This window comes from Rhodococcus sp. JG-3 (assembly GCF_000482405.1).
In the GTDB taxonomy this organism is placed as follows: Bacteria; Actinomycetota; Actinomycetes; order Mycobacteriales; family Mycobacteriaceae; genus Rhodococcoides; species Rhodococcoides fascians.
In genome coordinates this window covers 4,758,520-4,776,949 of sequence record NZ_KI519398.1, presented here as the reverse complement: position 1 = coordinate 4,776,949, position 18,430 = coordinate 4,758,520, and the positions used below count along the sequence as shown (strand labels likewise).

Annotated in this window: 13 protein-coding genes; 7 read left to right on the top strand and 6 right to left on the bottom strand. The window is 64.8% G+C overall.

The genetic code is table 11. From position 1 onward, the window contains the following. The first annotated feature begins 189 nt into the window (after positions 1-189). The 3 genes from rpoB to K414_RS0123775 all read left to right on the top strand — a co-directional run bounded on the left by rpoB (position 190) and on the right by K414_RS0123775 (position 8,305). The gene (gene rpoB, locus K414_RS0123785; RefSeq protein ID WP_027498214.1) at positions 190-3,696 is read left to right on the top strand and encodes a DNA-directed RNA polymerase subunit beta; all 3,507 of its coding nucleotides are present in this window, start codon (positions 190-192) and stop codon (positions 3,694-3,696) included. A 95-nt stretch (positions 3,697-3,791) separates the two neighbouring features. After that, positions 3,792-7,748: a DNA-directed RNA polymerase subunit beta' gene (locus K414_RS0123780; RefSeq protein WP_027498213.1), complete on the top strand. Its 3,957-nt coding sequence runs from the start codon at positions 3,792-3,794 to the stop codon at positions 7,746-7,748. Between the two features lie 167 nt (positions 7,749-7,915). Then, on the top strand, positions 7,916-8,305 hold the full coding sequence (locus K414_RS0123775) for a VOC family protein (RefSeq protein WP_027498212.1): 390 nt from the start codon (positions 7,916-7,918) through the stop codon (positions 8,303-8,305). A gap of 16 nt (positions 8,306-8,321) precedes the next feature. On the opposite strand, the gene K414_RS0123770 is transcribed toward K414_RS0123775, so the two are convergent. Then, positions 8,322-9,707, bottom strand: a complete 1,386-nt coding sequence (locus K414_RS0123770; protein ID WP_027498211.1) for an MFS transporter — start codon at positions 9,705-9,707, stop codon at positions 8,322-8,324. Between the two features lie 67 nt (positions 9,708-9,774). Between K414_RS0123770 and soxR the strand changes: the two genes are divergently transcribed. Further along, positions 9,775-10,212: a redox-sensitive transcriptional activator SoxR gene (gene soxR / locus K414_RS0123765; RefSeq protein ID WP_027498210.1), complete on the top strand. Its 438-nt coding sequence runs from the start codon at positions 9,775-9,777 to the stop codon at positions 10,210-10,212. A 275-nt stretch (positions 10,213-10,487) separates the two neighbouring features. On the opposite strand, the gene K414_RS0123755 is transcribed toward soxR, so the two are convergent. Beyond that, positions 10,488-10,910 (bottom strand): VOC family protein, encoded by a 423-nt coding sequence (locus tag K414_RS0123755; RefSeq protein ID WP_027498208.1) that lies wholly within the window; start codon positions 10,908-10,910, stop codon positions 10,488-10,490. 120 nt (positions 10,911-11,030) lie between these two features. Between K414_RS0123755 and K414_RS0123750 the strand changes: the two genes are divergently transcribed. Beyond that, complete coding sequence (locus K414_RS0123750; RefSeq protein ID WP_027498207.1) at positions 11,031-12,686, top strand: alkaline phosphatase D family protein; 1,656 nt, start codon at positions 11,031-11,033, stop codon at positions 12,684-12,686. Positions 12,687-12,703: 17 nt separating this feature from the next. On the opposite strand, the gene K414_RS0123745 is transcribed toward K414_RS0123750, so the two are convergent. Continuing rightward, the gene (locus tag K414_RS0123745) at positions 12,704-13,270 is read right to left on the bottom strand and encodes a GNAT family N-acetyltransferase (protein WP_027498206.1); all 567 of its coding nucleotides are present in this window, start codon (positions 13,268-13,270) and stop codon (positions 12,704-12,706) included. Positions 13,271-13,293: 23 nt separating this feature from the next. Beyond that, a complete protein-coding gene (locus K414_RS0123740) occupies positions 13,294-14,895 on the bottom strand; it encodes a GMC oxidoreductase (RefSeq protein ID WP_237606579.1) in 1,602 nt (533 codons plus the stop codon). Between the two features lie 175 nt (positions 14,896-15,070). On the opposite strand from K414_RS0123740, the gene K414_RS0123735 reads away from it, so the two are divergent. Beyond that, positions 15,071-16,006 (top strand): endonuclease/exonuclease/phosphatase family protein, encoded by a 936-nt coding sequence (locus K414_RS0123735; RefSeq protein WP_027498204.1) that lies wholly within the window; start codon positions 15,071-15,073, stop codon positions 16,004-16,006. Between the two features lie 26 nt (positions 16,007-16,032). Here the strand turns inward: K414_RS0123735 and K414_RS0123730 are convergent, their stop codons facing one another. Then, positions 16,033-16,407 carry a VOC family protein gene (locus K414_RS0123730; RefSeq protein ID WP_027498203.1) on the bottom strand — a complete coding sequence of 125 codons (375 nt, stop codon included), beginning with the start codon at positions 16,405-16,407 and terminating at the stop codon, positions 16,033-16,035. A 94-nt stretch (positions 16,408-16,501) separates the two neighbouring features. Between K414_RS0123730 and K414_RS0123725 the strand changes: the two genes are divergently transcribed. Further along, positions 16,502-17,470, top strand: coding sequence for an MsnO8 family LLM class oxidoreductase (locus K414_RS0123725; protein ID WP_202595113.1), 969 nt, complete (start codon positions 16,502-16,504; stop codon positions 17,468-17,470). Here K414_RS0123725 and K414_RS27835 read toward each other — a convergent pair. Further along, a complete protein-coding gene (locus K414_RS27835) occupies positions 17,446-18,363 on the bottom strand; it encodes a LysR substrate-binding domain-containing protein (protein ID WP_032399467.1) in 918 nt (305 codons plus the stop codon). The genes K414_RS0123725 and K414_RS27835 overlap by 25 nt on opposite strands. Positions 18,364-18,430 lie beyond the last annotated feature (67 nt).

Below are 18,430 nucleotides of genomic sequence, written 5' to 3'. Positions count from 1 at the left end.
GCTGCCTCCTGTCCACCTCTCGATCGCTGTTACCCGAAAGCACGTTTTCGGGCCGCTGTGATGGGGATTCGGTCTGGTTGCGACCAGCCGAAATTCGCCCCACATATAGCAAACAGATACAGCGGCGGTCGCCATGTCGTGTCAGCTGACAGGTCCTGTCAGTCGACGGAACGGCGCGACCCGCGTGAGGTGCTGGAAGGACGCATCTTGGCAGTCTCTAGCCAGACCAAGGCAGTTGTCGGAACACCGGGAGCCCCGAGGAGGGTTTCGTTCGCGAACATTCGCGAGCCGTTGGAGGTACCCGGTCTCCTCGATGTACAGACGGATTCGTTCGAATGGCTGGTAGGTGCGCAGAGTTGGCGCGACCGTGCCGCCGCCCGCGGAGACAGTGGTGTCTCCGGCGGACTCGAGGACATCCTGACCGAGCTCTCTCCGATCGAGGACTTCTCGGGCTCGATGTCGCTTTCCTTCTCCGACCCACGATTCGACGAGGTCAAGGCCTCGACCGATGAGTGCAAGGACAAGGACATGACGTACGCAGCTCCGCTGTTCGTCACCGCCGAGTTCATCAACAACAACACCGGCGAGATCAAGAGCCAGACGGTCTTCATGGGTGATTTCCCGATGATGACCGACAAGGGCACCTTCATCATCAACGGCACCGAGCGTGTCGTCGTCTCGCAGCTGGTGCGTTCTCCGGGCGTCTACTTCGATCACTCGATCGACAAGACCACCGAGAAGGACCTGCACAGCGTCAAGGTCATCCCCGGCCGCGGTGCTTGGCTCGAGTTCGACGTCGACAAGCGCGACACCGTCGGTGTGCGTATCGACCGCAAGCGTCGCCAACCCGTCACGGTGCTGCTGAAGGCTCTCGGCTGGTCCACCGAGCAGATCACGGAGCGCTTCGGCTTCTCCGAGATCCTCATGGCCACGCTGGAGAAGGACAACACCGCCGGTACCGACGAGGCTCTCCTCGACATCTACCGCAAGCTGCGTCCGGGCGAGCCGCCGACCAAGGAGTCGGCGCAGACCCTGCTGGAGAACCTGTTCTTCAAGGACAAGCGCTACGACCTCGCTCGCGTGGGTCGCTACAAGATCAACAAGAAGCTCGGCCTCAACTCGGGCCAGCCCATCGTGGCGTCGACCCTCACCGAGGAAGACATCGTTGCGACCATCGAGTACCTGGTGCGTCTGCACGCAGGTGAGACCTCGATGACCGCACCCGAGGGCGTCGAGGTTCCCGTCGAGGTCGACGACATCGACCACTTCGGCAACCGTCGTCTGCGTACCGTCGGTGAGCTCATCCAGAACCAGATCCGCGTGGGCCTGTCCCGCATGGAGCGCGTCGTGCGCGAACGTATGACGACTCAGGACGTCGAGGCGATCACGCCGCAGACCCTGATCAACATTCGTCCCGTCGTCGCTGCGATCAAGGAGTTCTTCGGAACCTCCCAGCTCTCGCAGTTCATGGACCAGAACAACCCGCTGTCGGGTCTGACGCACAAGCGTCGCCTGTCGGCACTGGGACCCGGCGGTCTCTCTCGTGAGCGCGCCGGCCTCGAGGTCCGCGACGTGCACCCCTCGCACTACGGCCGCATGTGCCCCATCGAGACCCCGGAAGGCCCGAACATCGGCCTGATCGGATCGCTGTCGGTGTACGCACGCGTCAACCCGTTCGGCTTCATCGAGACCCCGTACCGCAAGGTCGTCGACGGCAAGGTGACCGACGATGTCGATTACCTAACCGCCGACGAGGAAGATCGCCACACGCTCGCGCAGGCGAACTCTCCGGTCGACGATTCGGGTCACTTCATCGAGGACAAGATTCTCGTCCGTCGTAAGGGTGGAGAGGTCGAGTTCGTCTCGTCCGACGACATCGACTACATGGACGTCTCGCCTCGCCAGATGGTGTCCGTCGCCACCGCGATGATTCCGTTCCTCGAGCACGACGATGCAAACCGTGCCCTGATGGGTGCGAACATGCAGCGTCAGGCTGTCCCGCTGGTTCGCAGCGAGGCTCCGATCGTCGGTACCGGTATGGAGTTGCGTGCCGCTGTCGACGCCGGTGACGTCGTCATCACCGAGAAGACCGGTGTCGTCGAAGAGGTCTCCGCCGACTACGTCACGGTCATGGCCGACGACGGATCACGCAAGACCTACCGGATGCGTAAGTTCGCGCGTTCCAACCAGGGCACGTGCGCCAACCAGCGTCCGATCGTGGACGAGGGACAGCGCGTCGAGTCCGGCCAGGTCCTCGCCGACGGCCCCTGCACCGAGAACGGTGAGATGGCACTCGGCAAGAACCTGCTGCTGGCGATCATGCCGTGGGAGGGCCACAACTACGAGGACGCGATCATCCTGTCGCAGCGCCTCGTGGAAGAGGACGTTCTCACCTCGATTCACATCGAGGAGCACGAGATCGACGCTCGCGACACCAAGCTCGGTGCCGAAGAGATCACTCGCGACATCCCGAACGTCTCCGACGAGGTCCTCGCAGACCTCGACGAGCGCGGCATCATCCGTATCGGTGCCGAGGTTCGTGACGGCGACGTGCTGGTCGGAAAGGTCACGCCGAAGGGCGAGACCGAGCTGACCCCCGAGGAGCGCCTGCTGCGCGCCATCTTCGGTGAGAAGGCTCGCGAAGTTCGCGACACCTCGCTCAAGGTTCCGCACGGCGAGAACGGAAAGGTCATCGGCATCCGCGTCTTCTCGCGCGACGACGACGACGATCTGCCTCCCGGCGTCAACGAGCTGGTCCGCGTCTACGTGGCTCAGAAGCGCAAGATCCAGGACGGCGACAAGCTCGCCGGCCGTCACGGCAACAAGGGCGTCATCGGCAAGATCCTCCCGCAGGAGGACATGCCGTTCCTGCCCGACGGCACCCCGATCGACATCATCCTCAACACCCACGGTGTTCCGCGTCGTATGAACATCGGTCAGGTCCTCGAAACCCACCTGGGTTGGATCGGCAAGACCGGTTGGAACGTGCAGATCGCCGCGGACGGCAGCAAGCCCGATTGGGCCGAGCGTCTGCCCGAGGAGATGCTGGCGGCTCCGGCCGACAGCAACATCGCCACCCCGGTGTTCGACGGTGCCAAGGAGAATCAGCTCGCCGGCCTGCTGGAGAGCACAATTCCCAACCGCGACGGCGAGCAGATGGTCGGATCCGACGGAAAGGCCACGTTGTTCGACGGCCGCTCCGGCGAGCCGTTCCCGTACCCGGTGTCGGTGGGCTACATGTACATCATCAAGCTGCACCACTTGGTCGACGACAAGATCCACGCTCGTTCGACCGGGCCGTACTCGATGATCACGCAGCAGCCCCTCGGTGGTAAGGCCCAGTTCGGTGGACAGCGCTTCGGTGAGATGGAGTGCTGGGCCATGCAGGCCTACGGTGCCGCGTACACGCTGCAGGAGCTTCTCACCATCAAGTCGGACGACGTTGTCGGCCGCGTGAAGGTGTACGAGGCGATCGTCAAGGGCGAGAACATTCCCGAGCCCGGTATCCCCGAGTCCTTCAAGGTGCTCCTCAAAGAGCTCCAGTCGCTGTGCCTCAACGTGGAGGTGCTGTCCTCGGACGGCGCTGCCATCACGATGGCCGACGGTGACGACGAAGACCTCGAGCGTGCCGCAGCCAACCTGGGAATCAACCTCTCCCGCAACGAAGCTGCCACGGTCGACGACCTCGCTCAGTAGTTCCGTGGTCTCCGGGCCTGCGTCACTGCAGGCCCGGAGGCGTTTCTCTCATTTGCTCTTCCAGCACAACACCCATAACGGGGAAAGGAAGTTACGTGCTCGACGTCAACTTCTTCGATGAACTTCGCATTGGCCTTGCCACTGCGGACGACATCCGTCAGTGGTCCTACGGCGAGGTCAAGAAGCCGGAGACCATCAACTACCGCACGCTCAAGCCCGAGAAGGACGGCCTCTTCTGCGAGAAGATCTTCGGCCCCACTCGGGACTGGGAGTGCTACTGCGGCAAGTACAAGCGCGTCCGCTTCAAGGGCATCATCTGTGAGCGCTGTGGCGTCGAGGTCACTCGCGCCAAGGTTCGTCGTGAGCGCATGGGCCACATCGAACTGGCCGCTCCGGTCACGCACATCTGGTACTTCAAGGGTGTGCCGTCGCGTCTGGGCTACCTGCTCGACCTGGCTCCGAAGGATCTCGAGAAGATCATCTACTTCGCTGCCTACGTCATCACCACGGTCGACGACGAGCTCCGTCACAACGAGCTCTCGACGCTCGAGGCCGAGATGGAGGTCGAGAAGAAGGCCGTCGCAGATCAGCGCGACGCCGATCTCGAGGCTCGTGCGCAGAAGCTCGAAGCCGACATCGCAGAGCTCGAAGCCGAGGGTGCCAAGTCCGACGTGCGTCGCAAGGTCAAGGACGGCGGCGAGCGCGAGATGCGTCAGCTCCGTGACCGCGCGCAGCGTGAGCTCGATCGTCTCGAAGAGATCTGGACCACGTTCACCAAGCTCGCTCCCAAGCAGCTCATCGTCGACGAGCTCATCTACCGCGAGCTCATCGACCGGTACGGCGAGTACTTCACCGGTGCCATGGGTGCCGAGTCCATCCAGAAGCTCATGCAGACCTTCGACATCGACGCCGAGGCGGAATCTCTTCGCGAGACCATCCGTAGTGGCAAGGGTCAGAAGAAACTGCGCGCGCTCAAGCGTCTGAAGGTCGTCGCTGCGTTCCAGGCCGGCCGTAACTCGCCGATGGGCATGGTTCTCGACGCTGTCCCGGTCATCCCACCGGAGCTTCGTCCGATGGTGCAGCTCGACGGTGGCCGTTTCGCGACGTCCGACCTCAACGACCTGTACCGCCGCGTCATCAACCGCAACAACCGCCTCAAGCGTCTGATCGATCTCGGTGCTCCCGAGATCATCGTCAACAACGAGAAGCGGATGCTGCAGGAGTCGGTCGACGCCCTGTTCGACAACGGCCGTCGTGGACGTCCGGTCACCGGACCGGGTAACCGCCCGCTGAAGTCGCTCTCCGACTTGCTCAAGGGCAAGCAGGGACGATTCCGTCAGAACCTCCTCGGCAAGCGCGTCGACTACTCGGGCCGTTCGGTCATCGTCGTCGGCCCGCAGCTCAAGCTGCACCAGTGCGGTCTGCCCAAGCTGATGGCTCTCGAGCTGTTCAAGCCGTTCGTGATGAAGCGTCTGGTGGATCTGAACCACGCGCAGAACATCAAGTCGGCCAAGCGCATGGTCGAGCGTCAGCGTCCGCAGGTGTGGGACGTTCTCGAAGAGGTCATCGCCGAGCACCCCGTGCTGCTGAACCGTGCACCCACCCTGCACCGGTTGGGCATCCAGGCGTTCGAGCCGCAGCTCGTCGAGGGCAAGGCCATCCAGCTGCACCCGCTCGTGTGTGAGGCGTTCAACGCCGACTTCGACGGTGACCAGATGGCTGTCCACCTCCCGCTGTCCGCCGAGGCTCAGGCCGAGGCACGCGTGCTGATGCTGTCGTCGAACAACATCCTCTCGCCGGCATCCGGCCGTCCTCTCGCCATGCCGCGTCTGGACATGGTGACGGGTCTGTACCACCTGACACGTCTCGATGCCGGTGCTGTCGGCGAGCGCGTCGACGCGTCGACCGATCAGGCCGAGTTCGGGGCGTACTCCTCCCCGGCCGAGGCTCAGATGGCCGTCGATCGTGGATCGCTGACCGTGCAGTCGCAGATTCGGGTTCGTCTCACCACGCAGCGCCCGCCGCGTGACATCGAGAACGAGCTGTTCCCCGAGGGCTGGAACCGCGGCGATGCATGGACCGCGGAGACGACTCTGGGACGCGTGCTCTTCAACGAGCTGCTTCCGGCGGACTACCCGTTCGTCAACGAGCAGATGCCGAAGAAGCGTCAGTCGACCATCATCAACGATCTCGCCGAGCGTTACCCGATGATCGTCGTCGCACAGACCGTCGACAAGCTCAAGGACGCAGGCTTCTACTGGGCCACGCGTTCGGGTGTGACCATCTCGATCTCCGACGTCCTCGTGCCGCCGGAGAAGCCGCAGATCATGGAGACCTTCGAGGCTCAGGCCGATCAGATCGAGAAGAAGTACCAGCGTGGCGCACTCGACAAGGTCGAGCGCAACTCCGCACTGGTCAAGATCTGGCAGGACGCGACCGAGCAGGTCGGTAAGGCCATGGAGGCCCACTTCCCCGACGACAACCCGATCCCGATGATCGTGAAGTCCGGCGCAGCCGGAAACATGACTCAGGTTCGCTCGCTCGCCGGCATGAAGGGCTTGGTGACGAACCCGAAGGGTGAGTTCATCCCGCGTCCGATCAAGTCTTCCTTCAAGGAAGGCCTGACGGTCCTCGAGTACTTCATCAACACGCACGGTGCTCGTAAGGGTCTGGCCGACACGGCGCTTCGTACCGCCGACTCGGGCTACCTGACGCGTCGTCTGGTCGACGTCTCGCAGGACGTCATCGTTCGGGAAACCGACTGTGGCACCGAGCGCGGCATCGTCACGACGATCGCCGAGAAGACCGCCGACGGCAAGATGATCCGCGACGCTCACGTCGAGACCAGCACGTACGCCCGCACGTTGGCGAACGATGCTGTAGACGAGAACGGGACGGTCATCGTCGCTCGTGGACACGATCTCGGTGACCCGGCCATCGACGCGCTGCTCGCTGCGGGCATCACGTCGGTCAAGGTTCGCTCGGTGCTCACCTGCACCACCGGCACCGGCGTCTGCGCCACCTGCTATGGCCGTTCGATGGCCACCGGCAAGCTGGTCGACATCGGTGAGGCCGTCGGTATCGTTGCCGCACAGTCCATCGGTGAGCCCGGAACCCAGCTGACCATGCGTACCTTCCACCAGGGTGGTGTCGCCGGAGATGACATCACCGGTGGTCTGCCTCGCGTGCAGGAGCTGTTCGAGGCACGTGTTCCGAAGGGCAAGGCTCCGATCGCGGACGTGTCGGGACGCATCCAGCTCGAGGACGGCGATCGTTTCTACAAGATCACCATCGTCCCGGACGACGGCGGCGAAGAGGTTGTCTACGACAAGCTCTCCAAGCGTCAGCGTCTGCGCGTCTTCAAGCACGACGACGGCACCGAGCGCCTCTTGGCGGACGGTGACCACGTCGAGGTCGGCCAGCAGCTCATGGAAGGTGCTGCCGATCCGCACGAGGTTCTGCGCGTGATGGGTCCTCGCCAGGTTCAGATCCACCTCGTCAACGAGGTCCAGGAGGTGTACCGGTCGCAGGGTGTGTCGATTCACGACAAGCACATCGAGACGATCGTGCGCCAGATGCTCCGTCGCGTGACGATCATCGACAGCGGCTCCACCGAATTCCTGCCCGGTTCACTCACCGAGCGCAGCGAATTCGAGTCGAGCAACCGTCGCGTCGTCTCCGAGGGCGGCGAGCCCGCAGCCGGACGTCCGGTCCTGATGGGTATCACCAAGGCGTCGCTGGCCACCGACTCGTGGCTGTCGGCAGCGTCCTTCCAGGAGACCACTCGTGTGCTCACCGATGCGGCGATCAACTGCCGTAGCGACAAGCTCATAGGTCTCAAGGAGAACGTCATCATCGGTAAGCTCATCCCGGCTGGTACCGGCATCAACCGGTACCGGAACATCACGGTGCAGCCGACCGAAGAGGCACGTGCCGCGGCATACGCGGTGCCGTCGTACGACGATCAGTACTACAGCCCGGACGGCTTCGGCCAGGGAACCGGCGCTGCAGTGCCGCTCGACGACTACGGTTTCTCCAACGAATACCGCTAGAGCGACTCCGTCGCACGTGAGCGGAACTTCGTAGCCCACTACGAGTTTCCACTCACGACGACAGGGCGTGACCAACAAAGCCCCGCATCGACTTCGGTCGGTGCGGGGCTTTGTTCTATGTGGAGGGGGCGCGGTGAGTTTGCCGCGGCACTCGAGTCGGTACCGGTATGACCGAGCAAACACCCAGCACAATCGTGAACATCGGCGTGGCCATGTTCACCGTCGCCGATCAGGACGCAGCCCTCGATTTCTACTCCCGCGTTCTCGGGTTCGAGATTCGCGGTGATCTGCGCTTCGGTCCCGAGAGCGAATACCGGTGGTTGGAAGTGGCCCCGCCGGGTTCGACGGCGCGGCTCGCCCTGAACCCGCCGATGGGAGGTACGCCCGGCGGTGGATCCATCGGTGTCGAGACTGCCGATGTCGCGGCCGAGCACAAGCGGCTCAGCGCTCTCGGCGGCGTCGATCTCGACGATTTCATGGAAGAGGTGGACGGCGTCCCGCCGATGTTCGCACTGCGCGATCCCGACGGCAATTCGGTCTGGGTCGTTCAGGCCTGACTCGGTCTACCGGGACTCATGAACGCTGCGATCGCGCCGCCGCTGTCACACCGACGAATGCCAGCGCCGCAAAGGTGAACAGCAGCAACTGCGCCGATCGCAGCGTCGACGGTTCCCCGAGGTTCACCAGGACGCCCGCCAGAGCTGCTCCGAAGGCGTTGGCGATCAGCTGAACAGTGTTGATGGCGGCCGAGGCTCGTGCGCCTTCGCCCGGTTCGGCGACCGATGTCATGGCACCGACGGCCAAGTGTGGCCACGCGATTCCGATTCCGACGCCCGCGACGAGCAGACCCACTACCCACGTGGTGATCGAACCGGGACCTGCCTGCTCGGTGAGAAACGCTGCCACGATGCACAATCCGGCGGCGACGAGGATCGGGCCGGCGATGACGATGCGTCGTACGACGCGTGGAGCGGTGGCCGACGCGCTCGGTATCTCGCCGAGTGTCCACCCGAGCGCCAGGGCGGCTCCGAGGAATCCGGCGGCCAGCGGTGCCAATCCGGCGAGACGTTGGCCGAACAGTGGGATGAAGGTCTCCACCGTGGACGCGACGGCGAGGACGACGATGGTCAGGTATATCCATTTCAGCGCGGACGCGCCGAAGGTCGACGGGGGGAGTACGCCGTGCGCTGCGCGACGGTCGGCGGCCACGAAGGCGATCAGCAGCAGTACTCCTCCCAGGACCATGGCCGCGGTGATCGCGAGGTTGGAGACCACGCCGGCTATGCTCACCAGCAGGGCAGCCGTGGTGAGCAGGGTCAGCGACAGTGTCGGTACCGGGCTGGGTTCGGTGGCTTCAGCGGTGTGGGCGGGCAGTGCTCGCGGGACGAGGGCAGCCATGGCCAGAGCTGCGAGAACGAGCACACCGAAGGCCATTCGCCAGGCTCCGAATTGCGCGAAGATTCCGCCGACGGCCGGTCCGGCGAACGTTCCCACACCCCACATGGCCGAGACCAGAGCCGCACCTCGTGTCCAGAGATGTTGCGGCAGTGCGGCATTGATGACGGCGTAGCCGAGTCCGGCCAGTAGGCCACCTCCTGCGCCCTGAATTGTGCGGCCCACCAGTAAGAGTTCCATCGTGGGGCTGACGGCACACACGACGGTGCCGAGAGCGAAGACCGTCAGGCCGATCAGGTAGGCACCGCGAGGTCCGCGGGCGGCCAGAACTTTGCTGACCAGCATCGAGGAGATGACGGACGCAACGAGGAAAACCGTTGCAGTCCAGGCGTAGTAGCGCTGGCCGCCGATCTCGTCGATGGCCGTGGGGAGCAGGCTGGTCGTCAGGTAGACGTTCGTGGCGTACAGCGCGACGCCGCCGGCGAGAACGGTAGCGGTGCCGAGGTAGCGAGCGCCGAGCAGCTGTCGCCAGGTTCCGGTCGTGGATTCGGTGGGGGAGTGCATGGTGTGGAAGGCTACGATCTCGAGTTCACTTGAGATCAACTCGTCGTGTCGGCTGGGAGGCGGCATGATCCGTATCAGTGACGAACTGTTGTCCATCGGGGAGGTCGCGTCCAGAACCGGCGCCGCAGTGTCCGCGGTCCGGTATTACGAGACTCTCGGGCTCGTTCCCGCCGAGCGGACGGCGGGCAACGTCCGAAAGTTCCCCCGTCATGCCATTCGGCGGATCTCGCTGATTCAGGTGGCGGTACGGTTCGGAATACCGCTCGCCGAGGTGGCCGAGGTCTTTGCGTCCCTACCGTCGGGGCGCACCCCGAACAAGCGCGACTGGGCCAAGATTTCGGTTGCATGGAACCAGCGGTTGGAGGATCGGAAGCAGTCGATTGCGCGGATGCAGGAGCAACTCACCGGCTGCATCGGCTGCGGATGTCTGTCCCTCAACAAGTGCAGTCTGCTCAATCCAGGCGACGAGCTGGGCAAGGCGGGCCCCGGGGCGCGGCTCATCTGACGCGTACGTCGGCGGTGTCGAGGCTTGTGGGTGGCCGGCTATGGCTGTTCGATGAACGTGTACGGCTCGGTGATCAGGTTGTCCTGCACGACGACGAAGTCCTGGCCCGAGACTACGGCGGGGGCGTCGGGCGGCGACAGTGCCCAGGAGATTCGGGCGACGTCACCCAGGGCGGTGGGCTCGGCAGTGACGGCGAATGTCAGACCCGCGGAGGGCCCGACCAGCGCTCGAATCGCCTCGATGACCGACTCTCCAATCTCGGATGACGACCTGGTTCATCCGTGGTGACACACGGCCTCGAGGTCGATGCCGTTGAGGTCCCGCACGAAGGATCCGTAGTAGGTCGCGTGGTATTCCGGCTGTAGTCCTGGAGGCCGGAGTTCGGTCGCGCCCGCCGACAGTGCTGCCGCGTGGAATGCGTCGACTGTGGTGCGGTCCGGGGCGCTGAACGCGAGATGGGTGTGGGGGCCGATGGCCGACCCCGGTGCGTCGACGATCCAGAAGAAGGGCTTCACCTTCGCCCAGCCGAATGCGACCATGGCGAGCTGGTTCGCTTCGGGTGTGAGCGGCACGCGCATGATCTCGGTGATGCCGAGCGGTGCCAGAGCGGCACCGTACAACTCGGCACTGGCGGCGAGATCGGCGACGCCGATATTGAGGTGGTCGATCTGGGATCCTGTGCGGTCGATGTTCGTCATGCCCTGACGATTCCCGAGATCGCGGACGGTTACGGTCCTGAATCGAATGGATCTACCGTGTTCATTTCTGCGTCGAATCGATGACGGATGTAGTTTGCCCGGGCACGAGAGTCTCGGGCAATGGTGAACCGAGGTAACGACGTCAGGATCGGTCGCGACATTTCTCTGCGGGCCGGGGCCACACGTCGACAGTTTCTGACGTGGAGTGCGTTGGTGGGGGCGCTGGCCTTCACGCCCGAGCTTGCGGGGACATCCGCGACTGCAGGTGCGCAGTCCGTGATCACCCCCGACTATCCCTTCCGTCTCGGTGTTGCCTCCGGCGATCCGTTGCCCGATTCGGTGGTGCTGTGGACCAGACTCGCCACCGATCCGTTCGCCCCGCTGGGCGGCATGACGCCCGGCGTGGTGCCGGTCCAGTGGCAGATCGCTGCCGATGAAAAGTTCGGTCGTATCGCAGCGCAGGGTATCGAGCTGGCAACTGAATTCGACGGTTGGTCCGTTCACGTCGATGTGCGCGGGCTCGAGCCGGCGCGCGAATATTTCTACCGTTTCCTGGTCGGCCCACATGCGAGTCCCGTCGGTCGCACCAAAACTGCACCCGCACTTGGGCAGCCGCTGAGCACCCTCGATTTCGCCTGGGCCTCGTGCCAGAAATGGGAGGACGGCTACTTCGGCGCGTACCAGGACCTGGCGGCCTCGAATCTCGATGTGGTGTTCTTTCTGGGCGACTACATCTACGAGTACGCGATCAAAAACGAGGGTGCGCGGGCGGGCGAGCCGCGCACCGAATCGGCGGCCCGAGAAACCATGGTGCTGGCCGATTATCGCGATAGGTACGCCCTGTACAAGGCAGACGAGAACTTGGCGGCCGCACATGCGTCGGCACCGTTCGTCTCGACGTTCGACGACCACGAGGTGGACAACAACTGGGCCTCGCAGATCAGTCAGGACGCCCAGGAGTGGAGCCCGCGGAACGACCCAAGCCAGAACGACGATCCCCGAGAGTTCCTGCTACGCAGGGCCGATGCGTTCAAGGCGTGGTGGGAGAACACTCCGGTGCGCGCGAACCTGCGGCCCGTCGGTCCGGACATGAAGGTCTATCGCCGGTTCTCGTTCGGTGATCTGGTGGACTTCTCGGTGCTCGACACCCGGCAGTACCGCAGCGATCAGGCTCATGGAGACGGTGAGCACGCGCAGGACGCCGAGACGGCGGATCCGGCGCGCACCATCACCGGTGCGGCACAGGAACAATGGATCCTCGACGGATTCGCGGCGCCGTCGAGGTGGAACTTCCTGGCGCATCAGACCGTCATGTCCGATCTCGCGCAGGGGCAGGGCAACGACCGCAAGGTCGGCATGGATCCGTGGAGCGGCTACGAAGCGTCCCGGCATCGAATTCTCGACGGAGCCAGGGATCGTGGCACGAAGAACGTGGCGTCGATCGTCGGCGACATCCACCGGACGATCGTCTCGGAGTTGCGACGCGACTACCAGGATCAGGTCTCGCCGTTACAGGGAGTCGAGATCGCCACCACGTCCATCGCGTCGGGCAAGGACGGTGCCGACATCGACAAGACCGGTGCTGCGATCGCCGACGGTTCACCCCACGTCAAGTACGGAAATGCCCGTCGCGGCTACCTGCGCAGCACCCTGACACCCACCGAATGGCGTTCGGAGGTAAGGGTTCTCGATGCCGTGTCGACGCCGGGTAAGCCGGTTCGCACGGCCATGACGGTCACCGTTCCCGAGGGGCGGCCGGAGATTCAGCTGGGGTAGCGCCTGGTGCCGCAGGCTCATCCCGTGCCGAATGTTCGGATCATGGACCACACCTCGGGCCCCTCACTCGGTGTGGCGTGGCTCGAAACACGGAACCCGGCCCGCTCGTACAGGCGAACGTTGCGCAGATCCGATGTGTCCAAGGCCAACCCGGAGGCACCACGTTGCTGAGCTTCCTCGACGGCCTTCTCGAGCAGTAGTCCGCCGATCCCGTGCCCTTGCCGATGCGGTTGCACGCCGAGCGTTTCCAGTGTCCATGACCCCGGTGCCGCGTCGCTGGAGGACAGTCGGTCGATCCGATCTCCGTGTAGCTCGATGATCCGCGCGATGGATTCGTCACCGGGCGGAGGGGCATCTGCGGGCAGTAGTGCAGCGACCCCGGCGTAGTCGGCGGTGAGCAATACGATTCCGTGTCGATGCGCATGTTGTAGGTACAGCTGCTGGAGTTCCTGCAGCGTGGCCAGGTAGTCCTCGGCCGGGATCACCCATCGCGTCCATGGGTAGTCGGCAAATGCGTCGCGCAGTGTGTCGGCCGCTGTTGTCAGATCGTGGTTTTCGGCGAGTCGGGTGGCGGGATGGTGCATGGGTAAACCTCTGGAAAGACGGCTCAGCGCCCGTCGGCGATGATCTGTGCGACGTTGCGTTCGGCGAGTGCGGTGATGGTCAGTGATGGGTTGGCGGCACCGGTGCTGCCCGGGATCAGGGCACCGTCGACGACGTAGAGCCCGGGGTGGCCCTTGACGCGACCGTAATCGTCGGTGGCGTCGCCGAGTACTGCGCCGCCCAGGGGGTGCGCGGTGAAGGTGTCGTCGACATCGCGGGTGAACGGTTCGGCGGCGACGATGGTGCCGCCGGCCTGCGCCATGCGATTCTGCACGGCGCGTAGGGCTTCGACGGTGTCTCGGCTGCCACCCTTGGGCCAGTTCAGGGTCAATCTGTTTGCGGCGGAATCGAATCCGAAGTTTCCCCGAAGCGGGTCGATGGTCATACCGAGTGAGCCGAGGAAGCCCATGTTCACGGGAACGCCTGGGGTGTACCAGTTCTCGACGGTCAGGGGCAGTCCGGAGTCGTCGACGATGCGGGATGCGCAGGGCGCAGCCTGCGGTCCGGCAGACATCGGTCCGAGGGACCTGGTCATCGAGGCGTCGCCGTTGGTGCCCCAGCCGGTGCCGACGAATTCGTTGAGGTTCGACAATGCTCCGGTGGTGCGTGCGCGCATCAACAGTTCGGTGGTACCGATGGATCCGGCCCCGAGGACGAGGGTGTCGCACGTGAGTGTCCGGGTCTCGACGATGTTGCCGAACGGGTCGAGGCGTTCGATGTCGACGCGGTAGCGGCCGCCGGATTCGCTGCCGATCGCTGCGACGCGGTGGCTGTGGCACACCGTCGCGTTACCGGTGGCTTCGGCTTGGGGGATGTAGTTCTGGGTCAGGTCGTGCTTGGCACCGTTGGAGTTACCGAAAGTGCTTTCCCCGACGGTCGCGGACGGCCGGGAGCGGCCGGCGATCTCGTCGCGCACGACGTTCCAGTTCCAGTTGCCGTCGACTGCTTCGGGGCGGAAGCCTGCACGGCGGGCGTGATCGTCCCAGGTTCGTGAGTGAGCGAAGTTGGGGCTGTTGTAGACGTCCTCGGGCATCGCCGACGGCCGGAGCATGGAACGGGCCTTGGGATACCAGGTGGCTGCCATCTCGTCGTAGTTCAGGCGTCCGCCGAACGAGAGGTCGAAGAATTTCTTGTTCGGTGCGATGGTGACGCCGGTGTAGACCACGGAGCCGCCGCCGACGGCTGCGCCGCGCCAGACCGAGAGGTTCTCGTAGCGGGTGGTGTCGAGGACGCCGCCGAAGAGGTCGACCGGTCCGACAGGGAGACCGGTGATGTTGGTGAACGAGGTCTGCTGCCACAGTCCGCGGCCGTCGGCCGTCATGTCCGCCGTGAAGATTTCGCGCCAGGGGTCGCGCGGCCAGCGCAGTCCGCGCTCGAGAACGGTCACCGCGGTGCCGGCCTGGGCCATGCGTAGGGCGGCGGCGCTGGCTCCGAAGCCGGAACCGATGACGATGACGGGCGAGTGGTCCGGTGGCCGGGGAGGGTCGGCGAACAGTTCGGGTACCAACGACCGGATTCGGTCTGCTCCGATCGGCAGAGCGCCGGCGACGGAGGATCCGGGCAGTCCGGTCGAACTCAGGACCGGGGCTGCAGCGGCGCCGAGCATTCCGGCAGCGGCCAACCGCAACAGTTGCCTTCTATTCACGGCAGTACTTCCCCCTCGGACACCTCGCGGACAGCGCTCCCGATTCTGTCGTGTTTGCGACAAGAAAGCCAACGGTCCGGTCGTATTTCGGGACGGCTCCCAGCTCGGCCTCAGGTTTGCCTGCCAGACTCCGCTCATGGTGTCGGCATCGGTGGCTGTATTACTGCTCGTCGTAGCGGTCACGGGGGTCGTCGCGCACCTGTTCGACGGACGTGGGCAGCCGATGGCGGTCGCTGCGGCTTTGGCACATGTCCTCATGCTCGCGGCTGTGCCCGGAACCGTGTTGGCAGGTGTGGCCTTCGGTGGGTGGGGGCTGGCGGCAGGATCGGCGGTCTCTGCCGCGGCGGTCGCGACCCAGTTCCGGCTCCGCTACCGCCGCGTCGCCCGGAGGCCGAGCGAGTCGGACCTGACGGTGTTGCACGCCAACATCTGGCTGGGCCAGGCCGATCCGGGTGCGTTGATCGCGCTCGTCGAACACCATCGGCCGGACGTGCTCACTCTCGTCGAGCTGACGCCCGAGGCAGATGCGAGTCTGCGACCCAGGCTGTCCGAGCTGTTACCGCACGCCCACGTCAGCGCTGGACCCGGAGGGAACGGAACCGGCATCTACAGCCGATTCCCACTCGCCGACGAGCAGCGGCACGACGGCTTCGTGACGGAACTGCTGTCGGCTCGGGTACAGATGCCGGGCCGGCCGCTGGTGTTCGCGGTGCATCCTGTTCCGCCGTGGCCGCGGGAGCCGTCCGAATGGGTACGTGAGCTCGGGCTGCTTCGGCAGCTGCTGGCCAAGATCCCCGCCGACGACGGACCCGTCGTGGTGGCCGGGGACTTCAACGCCACGCAGGACCACCGGCGCTACCGCGACCTGCAGGACGGCCGATTCGTCGACGCCGCGGTGGCCACGGGAGCAGGCATGCTCAGGACGTATCCGGCGCACACCTGGCACCCGCCGGTCATTGCCATCGACCATGTTCTGGTGGCAGACATGGGGGTTCGTTCGGTCGAGGCCGTGACCGTCCCCGGCTCCGACCACCGCGGCATCCTGTCGCGATTGGCTTTCTTACCGAACTAGGGCTTTCCGAACTAGGGCTTTCCGAACTAGGGCTGGGCCGGCAACTGCTGCAGCGACCACTTGTTGCCGTCGGGGTCCGCGAAATACACGAATGTTCCCCAGCCCTCGTCCTTTGGCTCCTCGACGGTCAGGCCCACCGCGGTGAGGTGGTCGTAGGCCTCCTGGGCACTGTCGACAACCATCAGAATGCCTGCGCCGGCACCGGGTTCGGCGTCGGTGATGCCCTCGCCGATGGCGATGGAGCACGCCGATCCCGGGGGAGTGAGTTGGACGTACCGAATGCCTTCCCATGGGCGTGCGTCGTGGTCGGCATCGAACCCGATCGAGGTGTAGAACTCCTTGGCGCGGTCGACGTCGGTGACAGGGACGGTGATGAGTTCGATCTTCATGGTGAGAGTCATGAAGCAATGATGAGCCCCATTGCGGACACATTCAGTCCGCGATGAGCAGGTCGTTCCGAGAAATATGCCCGACGCCCCGCCGGTTGCAGCTGATGTGTTCTTCTCACTGCTCGACCGATCCCGCACGAGGGCAGGCGTCGACGACGCCGCAGCGCTCCGTCACACCGTCGAACGCGGCGTGCACGCCGAAAAGCTCGGGCTGCACCGGTTCTGGGTGGCCGAGCATCATGCGGTACCCGGTATCGCTTCGGGCGCGCCTGCGGTTCTCGCAGCGGCGGTGGCGTCGCAGACCTCGCGCATTCGCGTCGGATCCGGCGGGGTGATGCTGCCCAACCATCAACCGCTGATCGTGGCCGAGCAGTTTCTGATGCTGGAGTCGCTGTTTCCGGGTCGGGTAGACCTGGGCGTCGGGCGGTCGCTCGGGTTCACCGAGCCGGTGCGCGCCGCGCTGCGTCGAGACCGCGACGCTCCCGATACTTTCGAGGCCGACATCGCCGAACTGCGGTCGTATCTCGACGGGTCCGGTCCTGTGACCGCGCGGCCGGCAGCCGCGCCGCCGCCGATGTTCGTGCTCGCGACCGGTGCCGGTCTCGAGGTCGCCGCCCGCGCCGGGCTGCCGGTGGTCGTCGGTGGTCCTGTATTGCGCGGGGACGACCCATTGGCGCTGTATCGCAAGCACTTTCGGCCGAGTTCGCAACTGTCGGAGCCGTACGTGATCGTCTCGCTCGATGTGACGATCGCCGCGTACACAGCAGACGCGCGCCGTCTCGCACTCCCGGAGGCATGGGCGATGGCGCGATCGCGGCGCGAGGGCGAATTTCCGGCGCTCGAACCCGCCTCGTCGATCGACGAAACGCGGTGGACGCCGCGCACCCGAGATCGGATCGAATCCTCGTTGGACGCAACCATCCTCGGCACGGCCGAGCAGGTTCGGCCCCGGCTCGACGAGCTGATCGAGCGCACCGGAGCGGACGAGATCATGGCCTCCACGTCGACGTTCGACCGGGCCGAACTGTTCGCCGCGGACGCCGCTTTCGCTCAGCTCTCCGCCGCTGTTTCTTGAACCGGAGCTGTGGGCTGGGCCGGTGCCGTATCGGCCAGCGCGGCAACCAGATCGCGTTGAATGTCGGTGGCCGGCACGGTCGCGTCGACCACTGCCGAGACCGGTAGTCGCAGCCGACGGTCGGCCTCGGTGCGAAAGACGAGGCCGGTTTTGGGTGTGCTCTCGGCCGTGCTGGCGTAGAGGATCGACCAGCATTGCGGGTGGTTGAGCAGTTCGGCGCTCGCGGTGTGATCGGACGCCACCGGCGGGCCGAAGGTCAGTGGAAGCCCACTGCGTTTCATCTCGCGTTCGATGACGCGGTGCAACAGGATCTGCTCGCTTCGTTTCGGCAGCAGCAGTGGGTATTCGGCGAGTTGGCTCAGGCTTGGGTTGGGTTCCCCGGCCAGGGGATGGCCCTCTGCGAGGACGACGACGAGGTCCTCGGTCCACAGTTCGGTGACGTGCAGACCGGAGCGTTCGACGCTGCCGCGGATCAGTGCCACCTGGCAGTCACCCGACGTCACCGCTTCGATCTGTTCTGCGAATCGTTTGAGAACGAAGTCGATCTCGGCGTCGGGATGGCGTTCGCGTACCGCGACGATTGCCGAGATGGCGTTCGCGGCGAACGTCATGTTTCCGGTGAGGCGGAGTTGGTTTCGACGCCTGGTCGTCAGCGCCAACGCTGCCTGTTCGAGCTCCACCATGTGGCGGGCGATGGACACCAATTGTGCTCCGACGACGGTCAATCGGACTGTGCGTGAGGTGCGCTCGAACAGCGGCTCACCGATCTCGCGTTCGAGCTTGGAGATCTGCAGACTGATCGCTGATTGCGAGACGTAGCACCGCTCGGCGGCACGGGAGAAGTTGAGTTCTTCCCCGACCGCGAGGAAGTACTTCAGTTGCCGCAGCTCCACGGCGACCTCCATTCATGAGTTCTGCTCATGGATGCTATTTCAACTTTCGCGTTGATAGCGCAGGAAC

What these genes read in the sequence shown, in the direction of transcription:
- K414_RS0123775 (WP_027498212.1), top strand. Translation starts at nt 7,916, where the DNA reads ATGACCGAGCAAACACCCAGCACAATCGTGAACATCGGCGTGGCCATG.
- K414_RS0123770 (WP_027498211.1), bottom strand. Translation starts at nt 9,707, where the DNA reads ATGCACTCCCCCACCGAATCCACGACCGGAACCTGGCGACAGCTGCTC.
- K414_RS0123755 (WP_027498208.1), bottom strand. Translation starts at nt 10,910, where the DNA reads ATGACGAACATCGACCGCACAGGATCCCAGATCGACCACCTCAATATC.
- K414_RS0123750 (WP_027498207.1), top strand. Translation starts at nt 11,031, where the DNA reads ATGGTGAACCGAGGTAACGACGTCAGGATCGGTCGCGACATTTCTCTG.
- K414_RS0123745 (WP_027498206.1), bottom strand. Translation starts at nt 13,270, where the DNA reads ATGCACCATCCCGCCACCCGACTCGCCGAAAACCACGATCTGACAACA.
- K414_RS0123740 (WP_237606579.1), bottom strand. Translation starts at nt 14,895, where the DNA reads ATGCTCGGCGCCGCTGCAGCCCCGGTCCTGAGTTCGACCGGACTGCCC.
- K414_RS0123735 (WP_027498204.1), top strand. Translation starts at nt 15,071, where the DNA reads ATGGTGTCGGCATCGGTGGCTGTATTACTGCTCGTCGTAGCGGTCACG.
- K414_RS0123730 (WP_027498203.1), bottom strand. Translation starts at nt 16,407, where the DNA reads ATGACTCTCACCATGAAGATCGAACTCATCACCGTCCCTGTCACCGAC.